The organism is Stenotrophomonas sp. NPDC077659 (genome assembly GCF_050268705.1).
Classification (GTDB): domain Bacteria; phylum Pseudomonadota; class Gammaproteobacteria; order Xanthomonadales; family Xanthomonadaceae; genus Stenotrophomonas.
In genome coordinates this window covers 1-11,336 of sequence record NZ_JBNNHG010000126.1, presented here as the reverse complement: position 1 = coordinate 11,336, position 11,336 = coordinate 1, and the positions used below count along the sequence as shown (strand labels likewise).

The window sequence follows — 11,336 nt, the reverse complement described above, 5'->3', positions numbered from 1 at the left end:
TCCACGCCGTCGGTGCCGTGCAGGGCCTTGCAGGCCCGGTTGAGCTCGGTGCGCAGCTTGTCCTGCTGCTCGCCGTCCAGCTCGATCCACTCGGTGATCCCGGCCAGCCGCGGCACCAGGACCAGCCAGGGGAATCGTTCGTCGTTCATCAACCGCACTTGCGACAACGGCCCTTCAGCCACCAGCACGCTGTCGGTGGCCAGGCGTGGATCCAGTTCGAAATCGCTCATCCAAGATGCTCCGTGAAGAAGTCCAGGGTGCGTTGCAGCGCCAGGGCGGCGCTGTCTGGATCATACGCATGTCCGACCTCCCGGTTGAAGGCGTGGTCGGCCGGATAGACATAGGTGGCCATCTGCGGCAGCTTCTCGCGGTGGGCCTGTACGGCCTCCGGCGGGATGCTCCTGTCCTGGGCGCCGAAGTGGAAGATGACCGGCGCCTTCGGTGTTTCGTCGAGGAACTGCACGTTGCGGCCGCCGTAGTAGCTTACCGAGGGCAGGCCCAGGCGCATCGCCGACAGCAGCGCTACGCTGCCGCCCCAGCAGTAGCCGACGGTGCCGACCTTGCCATGCGGGGCCAGGCGCGTCGCGGCGGCGCGCACCACTTCCAGCGCCTTTTCCATGCCCAGGGTGTTCACCCGCTCCAGGCCGTCCTTCACGCCTTCCGGGCTGTAGGGCAGGGCATCGGGGTCGGCCTCGGGGCCGTCCACCAGGTCGAAGAACGACGGTGCCAGCACTGCATAGCCTTCCGCAGCGAAGCGTTCGGCGACCCCGCGCATGTGCGCGTTGACCCCGAAGATCTCCTGTACCACCACCAGGCCGGCGCGCGGCGTGCCCTCGGGCAGGACCTGCCAGGCGCGGACCGGGCCATGATGCGTATCCAGGGTGATCCATTCGGACATCGTCGGGTACCTCGTTGCAGGGATGGAGCTGCATTGTCCACGCTGGCCGGGTTAGCGGCGTGTCAGCGGCTGTGCGGGATCGGGCGAAAACGTGGAGCGAGGTAGGAGAGGGGCAGTTCAGGGTGCGGATGGTCCTGAATCGCTCGCCGGCCGCCCCACCTGCAGGGCAAGCGCTGCTTTGACGGCCTCTTCGATGAAACTGAAGGCGGCATCGGGAACCCGGTGCTGGAACTGATCCCTGCGTCGCTTGGAGACCACTCCGCCGTTCTGGAACGCGCTGATGAGGAGTATCGCCAGATCGGTGTTGACCAGATCGTAGGCATCATTTACTGCGTCATGTGCGATGTCATAACGGATCAGAAACTCGGTTTCGTTGTGCAATTCCTCGTCCAATGCCAGCTCGGCCATTTCCAGGCAGAACTCGGCTGCCAGTGTGGCGTCCCAGTATCGATAGGCGTCGTAGTGAGAGTTCCCCAGATAGTGGTACTCGAACTGCGCGCCATCGATCCAGCGCACATCCCACTTGTCACGCATGGGCCGGGAGAATTGCTGCAGCGCTGCCAGGTACTCGGCTTCGTGCTTTTTCATCGCTACCGACACGGGCAGAATCAAGCCGTTGGCCAGCGCGCCCGTACGGCAAAGGGTCTGGTGCAGCAGGAACCGCGAGAGGCGGCCGTTGCCATCCATGAACGGATGGATGAAAACAAACCCAAAGGACACCACCGCCGCTGCGACCAATGGGGGCACGCCTTCCAAGTGGTGGTTCGACCAGTCCATCAGGACGTCCATCAGCTCGCGTGCAAGGGCGGGCGGTGGCGGCACATAGGTCACCGCAGCAGCGCTCATGTCGGACCTGGCAAGATGGTTCTGCTCATGTCGGAATGCCACCGCCTGCTGCATCGGGTTGGTGACGGTGGCGTTCTGCAGCGCGGTCAGATACGCCTCTGAGAGCGGCTCGCGCAGATGTGCCTGCTGCAGGATCCGGACGAAAGCAGCCTGTTTGGACGCGCCAGGTACTTCACCTTCAATTTCAAAGCTGCCACGCGTCTCGCTCATATACGCCCACTCGAGCGCCCGGTCCCGGATCGTCGCGTCCATGCTGCCAAGCACCAGGTTTGCCCGGTCCAGTACTGAACGCTGCAAGGCGTCGTTGATCGTGGCGGTCCTCTCGACGGTCGCGCAGTAGGCGAGATTCCCCAGCCCGTTGAAATTCACGCGCCAGCGTGCGTTGCGCTGATCCTGGCCGGTGACGAAGCGGGCAGGGTCGAAAACGTCAATCACGGCACCGGTTGCAGCGGGAAGATCCTCGAGCTGTACGCCGTTGCTCGCTTCCCAGAAGAAGGCTGCCAATCGCGTATAGGCGCCGCCGGGTGTCTGGCGGAACGCCTCCGACACCCGCTCGGTAGAGACGTGGCGCATCGCCTCCATCAGGATGGCGAGGTTGATATGCTCGTGCTTGAGCGCGAACAGCAGATGATCCAGTGTGTCAGCGTCTGCACCGGGGGCCATTCTGGCCGGGACCGCGACATGGTCTTCAAGGCGTTCGATCCGCGTCACTGGCCGGATCAGCGCAGGCCGACGAGGCGGCAGCGCGTCGAGGTCGCAATGATTTCTTACCCACTCGTACCCGATCCGGCTCATTTTTTTTACACGGCCTGTGTTTTTTTTACATTCTGACACTTTCCAGGAAATTATTTTACAGCTCGTCTCATTGTTCGTGAGACCACCAACGTAGCCCAGTCGGGAGCGGAATGCCCGATGCGTCTGAGCGTCGCCCCTCCGCAGCTAGAACTTCCGCAGTCCCGCATGGACCAGCGCCTTGCCAAGGATGCTGACGTTGCCGGGCTCGGGTCGATAGGGCGGGAAATCTGTATTCACGCTCACCACGTACAGGCCATCGCCCCGCTTCTGCAGCATCTTGATCTGCGTTTCGCCGCCAAGATTGATGAGGTAGTAGTCGTCACCGTCATACTGATCGACGCTGGTATCGATCCAGACGATGTCGCCATCTTCCAGCTTGGGCCGCATCGATGGGCCGCGACCGGTGATGATCTGGATGCGTCCGGGCTGCGGCAGGAAGCCCAGCTTCCGTCGCACCTCCCATTCGGCGACCTCGATCGTTCTCATGACCTCGGGTGTGTCGTAGGTGGCACTCGTGTCTGCTTCCAGGACGTTGAAACGAACGTATCCAGGAGGCGGTTCCCTCTCCCCGACTGGCCGCTTGCCATGAGCAATGGAGCCCTTGGGCAACATCGTTCCCCTGCCTGTAGCAAGCCAGGATTCACTGACTCCCAGCACCTCGGCTGCCGCCAGAAGATTCGCGCCACGCAGAAATTTTGCCTTTCCACTGAACCAGTTGTGGACGCTTGGTGGGGAAACGCCGACATCTCGGGCCAGACGGGCCTTGGTGATCTGGGCGTGTCGCAGTGCACGGGCCAAACGTTCAGAGAGAGTAGTCATTAGGAAAGGCTAATTCTTAACTAATTAAAAGTGGTTGTTGATCCGAAAATTAGATCAATCTAATTTCTGGCCATGACAATTCCTGGTGCTTCTACCGTCATCGATCGGTTGGGAGGGACCGGCAGGGTGGCTCGCATATGCGAGGTGAGCTCCGCTTCCGTCAGCCAATGGCGCTTGAATGGCATACCGGCCGCAAGGCGGCAGTTCCTGCAGCTGCTGAGACCCGACGCTTTCCGGGAAGAAAGAGAGAGTGACGGTCATTCGATACCGCCGGACGACGGCTGGTACAGGCTCCGGAGATAGGGCAGCGAAGAGGCGGGGGCTCAGCCGTTGTCTCGTTCAGGGGTGGCCCGCCAACCCGCTATACTGGCGCCCTTTCAGGCCCCGGCCCCCAGGACCCCCTGCCATGCCGGCAGGGGCCCAGGCCCCCAGAGTCCCGCGATTTCCATGTCCCAGCTGAACCCCAAAGTCGGCTTCGTCAGCCTTGGCTGCCCGAAGGCCCTTGTCGATTCCGAGCGCATCCTCACCCAGCTCCGCTCGGAAGGTTATGACATCGTGCCGTCCTACGATTCGGCCGACGTGGTGGTGGTCAACACCTGCGGCTTCATCGATTCAGCGGTGACCGAATCGCTGGACGCCATCGGCGAGGCGATGAACCAGAACGGCAAGGTCATCGTCACCGGCTGCCTGGGCAAGCGCCCCGAGCAGATCCGCGAGGCCTACCCGAACGTGCTGGCGGTGTCCGGCCCGCAGGACTACCAGAGCGTGATGGAAGCGGTGCACGAAGCGCTGCCGCCCAAGCACGATCCGTTCGTGGATCTGGTGCCGGACTACGGTATCAAGCTGACCCCGCGCCATTACGCGTACCTGAAGATTTCCGAGGGCTGCAACCACAAGTGCAGCTTCTGCATCATCCCGTCGATGCGCGGCAAGCTGGTTTCGCGCCCGGTGGATGAAGTGCTGCGCGAGGCCGAGCGCCTGGTGCGCGGCGGGGTGCGCGAGCTGCTGGTGGTTTCGCAGGACACCTCGGCCTACGGCGTGGACGAGAAGTACACCGAGAAGATGTGGCGCAACAAGGCCTACCAGACCCGCCTGAAGGCACTGTGCGAAGGTCTGTCCGAACTTGATGCCTGGGTGCGCATGCACTACGTCTACCCGTACCCGCATGTGGACGAGGTGGTGCCGCTGATGGCCGAAAACCGCATCCTGCCGTACCTGGATATCCCGTTCCAGCACGCCAGCCCGCGCATCCTGCGCCTGATGAAGCGCCCCGGCGCGGTCGAGAAGACCCTCGAGCGCGTGCAGAACTGGCGCCGCATCGCGCCGGACATCACCGTGCGTTCGACCTTCATCGTCGGCTTCCCGGGCGAGACCGAAGCCGAGTTTGAAGAGCTGCTCTCCTTCCTGGACGAAGCGCAGCTGGACCGCGTGGGTGCCTTCGCCTATTCGCCGGTCGAGGGCGCAACGGCCAACGATCTGCCGGATGCGGTGCCGGAAGAAGTGAAGCAGGAGCGCCTGGCCCGCTTCATGGAAAAGCAGGCACAGATTTCCGCGGCGCGCCTGGAAGCCAAGATCGGTACCGTGCAGCAGTGCCTGGTCGATGCCATCGAAGGCGATATCGCCGTGGCCCGCTCCAAGGCCGATGCGCCGGAAATCGACGGCCTGGTGCACATCCAGAACGCCGACCAGGTGCCGCTGCGCGTGGGCGAGTTCGTCGACGTGGAGATCACCGAGAGCGACGAGCACGACCTGTACGGTGACGCGCTGGCCAGCGCTGCGCGTCCGGCGTTCGACCTCAAGGTGCTGTGACCGCAGCGGCGGCCGCCGGCGGCGACGCAGGCGCCCCGCGTCGCTTCCTTCCGCCGCTGCGTGCGGCGGTCGATGTACGGGTGTTCGATCACCCGCTGTTTGCGGGCGTGCAGCACTACCGCGATCTGTTGCTCGCCGCCGAATGGCCTGCTGTGCCCGCATTGGATGACCGCCTGGCACTGCCGGGCGCGCAGTTGGTGGAACAGGATGCGGCGTTGTTGGCCGATGGCCTGCACTATGAAATCCGCATTGCCCAGGGGCGCATCGCCACCCGTGCGGACAACTGGCACGATCTGTTCAACGCGCTGGTCTGGGCCAGCCTTCTGCCACTCAAGCGGGCGCTCAATGCGCAGCAGTGCCGGCACATCGCCGCGATGGCGCCCGGCCAACGCAACCGCGCGCAGGCCGCGCTGACCCAGTTCGACGAAACCGGTGTGGTGGTGTGCATGCGCGATCCCAGCGTGCTGGCGGCGTGGGATGCCCACGACTGGCGCGCGCTGTTCGATCCTTCGCACTGGCGGGGCGGCAGCATCGCTGTGGTGGCGGTCTTCGGCCATGCGCTGATGGAGCAGGCGCTGCTGCCGGGCCGACTGCTGGTCGGCAAGTGCGTGGTGGTGCAGGGCGATGGTGAAGCGGGATGCATCGAGACGGTCACCCGAGCCATCGACGAGGGCAGGGTGCTGGGCGATCCGCTGCAACTGCGACCGCTGCCGTTGGCCGGCATTCCCGGATGGCATGAGGTGCAGGATGCCGCCTTCTACGGCAACGCCGATTACTTCCGCCCGCTGCGCGCAGGCCGCCAGTACCCCGCGCCCCTACCGCTTATGTAGAGCCGAGCCCATGCTCGGCTGCGGTACGGCCAGCCGAGCGTGGGCTCGGCTCTACATAAGCGGCGCAGTCGACCGACCGCCGACGTTACGCAGCTGCGTACTCCACCCCGATCACCGCGAAGGTGAACTGGCCGCCGGGCAGCTCCACCGCAAACTCGTCATCGATGCGCTTCTTCAGCAGCGCCCGCGCCAGCGGTGAATCGATGCTGATCCAGCCCAGCCCGGCATCGGTCTCGTCCGGGCCGACGATGCGATAGCGGCTGGTCTCGCCACTGTCCACGTTCTCCAGCTCCACCCACGCCCCGAAGAACACTGCCTGCGGATCGGTCGGCGTCGTGTCGACCACGCGCAGCGCTTCCAGGCGCTTGGTCAGGTAGCGCACGCGGCGGTCGATCTCGCCCAGCTGCTTCTTGCGGTAGGTGTACTCCGCATTTTCCGAGCGGTCTCCCTCGGCGGCAGCCGCAGCCAGCGCCTTCACCACCTCCGGGCGGCGCACACGCCACAGGTCATCCAGTTCAGCCTTCAACCGGGCGTGGCCGGCAGCAGTAATCAGGGCGGTGCTTTTTTCTGCGGGGGGACGCCAGCGGGACATGCAGTACGACTTCTTTTCGAGGGGGAGCAATGAAGGGATGGGGTCGGATCCCTTTCCAGCGGAAAGGGCGCTGACCACAGCAGGAACAGATCAGCGCTTGCCGCCGAAAATGCCGCCGAGGATGCCGCGCACGATCTGGTTGCCCAGCTTGGTGCCCACCGTGCGCGTGGTCTGCTTGGCCATGGTTTCAATCATGCCCTGGCGGCGCTTGGTGCCGAAGATCGCATCCTTGATCGATTGACCGAAGCCACCTTCCTGCGCCTCGTCCTGCGCGCGGCTGCGGGCGGGCGGGGCGTCGGCTTTCTCGGCCGCCTTCTGCGCGCGCTGGGCCAGCAGCTCGGCGGCCGACTCACGGTTCACTGCCGTGTCGTAGCGGGTGCCGACCGGGCTGCCGGCACGCACCTGTGTGCGCTCGGCCTCGGTGATCGGCCCCATCCGGCAGCGTGGCGGTGCGATCATCGTCTGCTGCACCGGCATCGGCACGCCCTTGTCCTGCAGCGTGGACACCAGGGCTTCGCCGGTGCCAAGCTGGCTGAGTACCTTGGCTACATCCAGCTTCGGGTTGGGTACGAAGGTCTCGGCGGCGGTCTTCACCGCCTTCTGGTCGCGAGGAGTGAACGCACGCAGCGCGTGCTGCACGCGGTTGCCCAGCTGGCCGAGGATGTTGCCGGGCACGTCGTCGGGGAGCTGCGAGCAGAAGTACACGCCCACGCCCTTGGAGCGGATCAGCCGCACCACCTGCTCGATACGCTGCACCAGCGATGCCGGCGCGTCGTCGAACAGCAGGTGGGCCTCGTCGAAGATGAAGACCAGCTTGGGCTTGTCCAGGTCGCCCACTTCGGGCAGCTGCTCGAACAGTTCCGACAGCAGCCACAGCAGGAAGGTGGAATAGAGCCTGGGCTTGAGCACCAGCTGGTCGGCGGCGAGGATGCCGACCACGCCGCGTCCGTCGTGGTTGACCCGCATGATGTCGGCCAGTTCCAGCGCCGGTTCGCCGAAGAAGTCTTCGCCACCGTCCTGGGCCAGGCGCAGCACCGAACGCTGGATGGCCGCGATCGACTGCGCGCTGACCAGGCCGTACTCGGTGGAGATGTCCTTGCGTTCCTCGGCCACCAGGCCGAGCAGGGCGCGAAGGTCATCCATGTCCAGCAACAGCAGGCCGCGGTCGTCGGCCAGCTTGAACACGATGTCGAGCACGCCTGCCTGGGTGTCGTTCAATTCCAGGATGCGCGCCAGCAGGGTCGGGCCCATTTCGCTGATGGTGGTACGCACCGGGTGGCCGAGCTTGCCGTACAGATCCCAGAACACGGCAGGACTGCCCGCAGGCGCGTAGTCGGCCACGCCGATCTCGGCGGCGCGCGCGAGCAGGGCATCAGCGCCGGTGCCGGGCACCGCCAGGCCGGACACATCGCCCTTCACGTCGGCCAGGAACACCGGCACCCCCAGCCGCGAGAAGCCCTCGGCCAAGGTCATCAGGGTCACCGTCTTGCCAGTACCGGTGGCGCCGGCCACCAAGCCATGGCGGTTGCCTAGTTTCGGCAGCAGGGTGACGGCCACATCGTCGGTGATGCCTTTGCCGAGCAGAATCGGATCCATGGTCCAGCCCTTGTAGTGAATGCGCCCAATGTTAACCGCCGGCGGTGGCGGGCCGATGGCCGGGTTGCCCGGACCTTGGCGGCACCGCTACTCTGCCTGCCTGTTTCGCACACAGTGCCACCAATGCCCGTTCCTGTCCTGATTTCCCGTGGTTGGCCGCTGCTGGCGCTTGCCGGCCTGGCATCCCTGGCCCCCAGCGCCCATGCGCAGCGTGTTTCGGCGCGGGACCAGGCCAAGGTCGATGCGCTGCAGCAGCGCATGGCCACCGCCGAGAAGCGCTACAGCGATGCCCTGCTGCTGGTCGCCAATGCCGATCCCAAAGGCAGCAACGAAGCCGACGCCGCGCTGGAGGACATGGAGGATGTCATCAGCGAGTGCGTCAAGCAGAAGGGCTGCCAGATGAGCAACATGCTGGCCACCTACAAGCGCCTGCTCAAGCACGACGCCGACGCCGCGGCCAGCGATGACGCCGCCGACGAAAGTGGCGACCACCTGGAGGCCGACCCGGACCACGTGGGCCCGCTCACCGCCAACGTGCCCGAGGCGGCCCGCGCTGCAGCCCTGCTCAACGACAAGCGTCATGCCTTCGACACCATGGTCGAGTACAACCCGGCCGTACAGGCGGGCATCCGCCGCTGGCTGACCGATATGCGCCCGGCGCTGCTGACCAGCTACGAGAACTACCAGAACCTGCGCGCGGTGATGTGGCCCGAGTGGGAAAAGCGTGGCCTGCCCGAGGCCCTGCTGTTCGGCATCATGGCCAAGGAATCCAACGGCCGCGTGCATGCCTCCTCGCGTGCAGGTGCCGCTGGCCTGATGCAGTTCATGCCGGCCACCGGCCGCCGCTTCGGCCTGGGCCCGGATGGCACCGGTTTCGATACCCGCTTCGACGCGCGCAGCGCCGCCGAAGCCAGCGCCAGCTACCTCAACGAGCGCCTGCGTGAACTCAACAACAACGTGGAATTGTCAGTGGCTGCCTACAACGGTGGCGAGGGCCGCGCCGCGCGCGTGTTCAAGCAGAGCGGCGGGCAGAGCTTCTGGACCGACAGCGTCTACAACCAGTTCCCCGGCGAAACCAAGGACTACGTCCCGATGGTGATCGCCGCGGCGTGGATCTTCCTGCACCCGCAGCAGTACGGCGTCGAGTTCCCGAAGATCAGCGCGCAGCCGGCCACCCTGCGCCTGGCCAGGTCGACCACCATCTACGAGCTGACCATCTGCCTGGGCAGCCACGGCACGCGTGATGGCTACATGCGCGCGCTGCGCAACCTCAACCCGCGTTATGAAGCCGACGGCTGGATCCCGGCCGGCACGCTGATCAACGCCACCACCCGCATCGCCGGCCTGTACCAGCGCAACTGCGTCAGCGGCCCGCGCGCGGACCTGGCCCGTACCCTCATCACCGCCGATCTGAACGCGGCCATCGTGCGCCCGACCGCTGCCAGCTACACCGGTAGCGTGGCGGTGGGCGGCGTGGTGCCGCTGGCCGATCCCAACGCCAGTGCCACGGTGCCGACCGCACCGGTCGCGCCGGTCGCCGCCCCGCGCCCCCCAGCGCCCAAGGCCAAGCCTGCCAAAACCTACAAGGTCGGCAAGGGGGACACCCTGGGCCGCATCGCGGCGAAGTTCCAGTGCGACGTGCCGACCCTGGCGCGCGCCAACGGCCTGAAGGCCCCCAGCTACAGCCTGCGCCCCGGCCAGGCGCTGAAGCTGCAGGGCTGCGACAAGTAACCGAACCGGAAGAAAGCCATGGACCTGGAAGCCACCCGCGATCTGTTCGCCAATCTGCGCGAGAACACCGACTGGGATCTCGCCACGCCCCTGCTGTGGGGCTATTACTTCGTGCATTCCACCCCGGACCGCCTGCAGGCGCTGGCGACCACCCTGGAAGCCCAGGGCTATGCGGTGGTGGAACTGTTCGAACAGGAGCCGGAGGAAGGGGATGCACCTTTTCACGTGCTGCACGTGGAGCGCGTGGAGATCCACGACGAGGCCTCGCTGGACCTGCGCAACCAGGAACTGGCCGCGCTGGCCAGCCAGACCGGCGTGGAGGACTACGACGGCGTCGACGTCGGTCCGGCCCCGACCCTGCAATAACACATCGCTTTCTGTAGAGCCGAGCCCATGCTCGGCTCTGGAGGCCCGACATCGCGGTGAATCCATCCACGCACGGCGTGGATCTACCGAAGCGGTAGTGCCGGCCGCTGGCCGGCATCGCGGTGAATCGATACCGCCAGGTCAGCGCAGCGTTGCCAGCGCCTGGCCCAGCTGCACCGGGCTTTCGGCGCCCAGCTGCGGGGCGAATTCGGCCACGCCCGGGGGCAGCAGCACGATCACGGTCGAGCCGTAGTTGAAGCGCGCCATTTCAGCGAAACGCTCCAGCACGATGCCCTGGCCGCGGTAATCCTTGCGGGTGATGCGGTCGCCGTAGGCCGGGATCTCTTCGCCGCTCCACACCGTTTCCACCCCGGACACCAGCAGCGCACCGACCATCACGCTCACCATCGGGCCGAAGCTGGTGTCGAAGTGGCAGACCAGGCGCTCGTTGCGGGCAAACAGGCGTGGCACGCCGTTCACCGCGGCCGGGCCCACACTGAACAGGCGGCCCGGCACGTGCACGGTCTCGCGCAGGGTGCCGGTCCACGGCATGTGCACCCGATGGTAATCACGAGGCGACAGATACACGGTGGCGTACTGGCCCTCATTGAACGGCTTGGCATCCTCATCGCTGCCCAGCAGTTCGGCGGCGGTGAAGGATTGACCTTTGGCCTGGAAGATGCGCCCGGCCTCGATCTTCCCCAGTTGGCTGATGCGGCCGTCGGCCGGCATCACCAGGCTGCGCGGATCGGCATCGGCTACGCGCGCGCCCGGCTTCAGGGCGCGGGTAAAGAACTGGTTGAAGGTCGGGTAGCTGCGCGGGTCCGGATTGGCTGCTTCGTCCAGGTTGACGTTGAACTTGCGGGTGACCGTATCGATCAGCCAGCGCGACACGCGCGGGTCGTCCGAGTACGCCAGCGAGCGCGCCATCGAGGACAGCAGGCGGTGGGGCAGGGCGTACGTCAGGGCGGTGGTCAGGCTCATGGGGCGGATTTCTCGATCTCAAGCGTGCCGGTTGGAACAGCGGTGAACCGTGGGGCATGGAAGTCCGCAT

At 65.6% G+C, this 11,336-nt stretch carries 11 protein-coding genes; 4 read left to right on the top strand and 7 right to left on the bottom strand.

Going from position 1 to position 11,336, the window contains the following annotated elements:
• The 4 genes from ACQKDV_RS15330 to ACQKDV_RS15315 all read right to left on the bottom strand — a co-directional run.
• A partial coding sequence (locus ACQKDV_RS15330; RefSeq protein ID WP_427784839.1) for an HIT domain-containing protein occupies positions 1 to 230 on the bottom strand: 230 nt, incomplete at its 3' end.
• Positions 227 to 898: a dienelactone hydrolase family protein gene (locus ACQKDV_RS15325; RefSeq protein WP_427784838.1), complete on the bottom strand. Its 672-nt coding sequence runs from the start codon at positions 896 to 898 to the stop codon at positions 227 to 229. The genes ACQKDV_RS15330 and ACQKDV_RS15325, both read right to left, overlap by 4 nt.
• Before the next feature lie 117 nt (positions 899 to 1,015).
• Positions 1,016 to 2,539 carry a Fic family protein gene (locus ACQKDV_RS15320; protein ID WP_427784837.1) on the bottom strand — a complete coding sequence of 508 codons (1,524 nt, stop codon included), beginning with the start codon at positions 2,537 to 2,539 and terminating at the stop codon, positions 1,016 to 1,018.
• Between the two features lie 144 nt (positions 2,540 to 2,683).
• Positions 2,684 to 3,358: a LexA family transcriptional regulator gene (locus ACQKDV_RS15315; protein WP_427784835.1), complete on the bottom strand. Its 675-nt coding sequence runs from the start codon at positions 3,356 to 3,358 to the stop codon at positions 2,684 to 2,686.
• Positions 3,359 to 3,805: 447 nt separating this feature from the next.
• On the opposite strand from ACQKDV_RS15315, the gene rimO reads away from it, so the two are divergent.
• Together rimO and ACQKDV_RS15305 are read left to right on the top strand one after the other, a co-directional pair.
• Positions 3,806 to 5,167 (top strand): 30S ribosomal protein S12 methylthiotransferase RimO, encoded by a 1,362-nt coding sequence (rimO, locus tag ACQKDV_RS15310; RefSeq protein ID WP_427784833.1) that lies wholly within the window; start codon positions 3,806 to 3,808, stop codon positions 5,165 to 5,167.
• The gene (locus ACQKDV_RS15305; RefSeq protein ID WP_427784832.1) at positions 5,164 to 5,997 is read left to right on the top strand and encodes a DUF3025 domain-containing protein; all 834 of its coding nucleotides are present in this window, start codon (positions 5,164 to 5,166) and stop codon (positions 5,995 to 5,997) included. The genes rimO and ACQKDV_RS15305 overlap by 4 nt, the downstream gene beginning before the upstream one ends.
• An 85-nt stretch (positions 5,998 to 6,082) precedes the next feature.
• Here the strand turns inward: ACQKDV_RS15305 and greB are convergent, their stop codons facing one another.
• Both greB and ACQKDV_RS15295 read right to left on the bottom strand, forming a co-directional pair.
• Positions 6,083 to 6,589 (bottom strand): transcription elongation factor GreB, encoded by a 507-nt coding sequence (gene greB, locus ACQKDV_RS15300; RefSeq protein WP_427784831.1) that lies wholly within the window; start codon positions 6,587 to 6,589, stop codon positions 6,083 to 6,085.
• Between the two features lie 90 nt (positions 6,590 to 6,679).
• Positions 6,680 to 8,185: a helicase HerA-like domain-containing protein gene (locus tag ACQKDV_RS15295; RefSeq protein ID WP_427784829.1), complete on the bottom strand. Its 1,506-nt coding sequence runs from the start codon at positions 8,183 to 8,185 to the stop codon at positions 6,680 to 6,682.
• Positions 8,186 to 8,308: 123 nt separating this feature from the next.
• On the opposite strand from ACQKDV_RS15295, the gene ACQKDV_RS15290 reads away from it, so the two are divergent.
• Both ACQKDV_RS15290 and ACQKDV_RS15285 read left to right on the top strand, forming a co-directional pair.
• A complete protein-coding gene (locus ACQKDV_RS15290) occupies positions 8,309 to 9,916 on the top strand; it encodes a transglycosylase SLT domain-containing protein (protein WP_427784827.1) in 1,608 nt (535 codons plus the stop codon).
• Positions 9,917 to 9,934: 18 nt separating this feature from the next.
• Positions 9,935 to 10,282 (top strand): ribonuclease E inhibitor RraB, encoded by a 348-nt coding sequence (locus tag ACQKDV_RS15285; RefSeq protein ID WP_427784825.1) that lies wholly within the window; start codon positions 9,935 to 9,937, stop codon positions 10,280 to 10,282.
• A gap of 141 nt (positions 10,283 to 10,423) precedes the next feature.
• Here ACQKDV_RS15285 and asd read toward each other — a convergent pair whose 3' ends face one another.
• Complete coding sequence (gene asd, locus ACQKDV_RS15280; protein WP_427784823.1) at positions 10,424 to 11,266, bottom strand: archaetidylserine decarboxylase; 843 nt, start codon at positions 11,264 to 11,266, stop codon at positions 10,424 to 10,426.
• Positions 11,267 to 11,336 lie beyond the last annotated feature (70 nt).

Bases quoted from the DNA above. Each gene is read 5' to 3' on its own strand.
- ACQKDV_RS15325 (WP_427784838.1), bottom strand. From the start codon at position 898: ATGTCCGAATGGATCACCCTGGATACGCATCATGGCCCGGTCCGCGCC.
- ACQKDV_RS15320 (WP_427784837.1), bottom strand. From the start codon at position 2,539: ATGAGCCGGATCGGGTACGAGTGGGTAAGAAATCATTGCGACCTCGAC.
- ACQKDV_RS15315 (WP_427784835.1), bottom strand. From the start codon at position 3,358: ATGACTACTCTCTCTGAACGTTTGGCCCGTGCACTGCGACACGCCCAG.
- rimO (WP_427784833.1), top strand. From the start codon at position 3,806: ATGTCCCAGCTGAACCCCAAAGTCGGCTTCGTCAGCCTTGGCTGCCCG.
- greB (WP_427784831.1), bottom strand. From the start codon at position 6,589: ATGTCCCGCTGGCGTCCCCCCGCAGAAAAAAGCACCGCCCTGATTACT.
- ACQKDV_RS15295 (WP_427784829.1), bottom strand. From the start codon at position 8,185: ATGGATCCGATTCTGCTCGGCAAAGGCATCACCGACGATGTGGCCGTC.
- ACQKDV_RS15290 (WP_427784827.1), top strand. From the start codon at position 8,309: ATGCCCGTTCCTGTCCTGATTTCCCGTGGTTGGCCGCTGCTGGCGCTT.
- ACQKDV_RS15285 (WP_427784825.1), top strand. From the start codon at position 9,935: ATGGACCTGGAAGCCACCCGCGATCTGTTCGCCAATCTGCGCGAGAAC.
- asd (WP_427784823.1), bottom strand. From the start codon at position 11,266: ATGAGCCTGACCACCGCCCTGACGTACGCCCTGCCCCACCGCCTGCTG.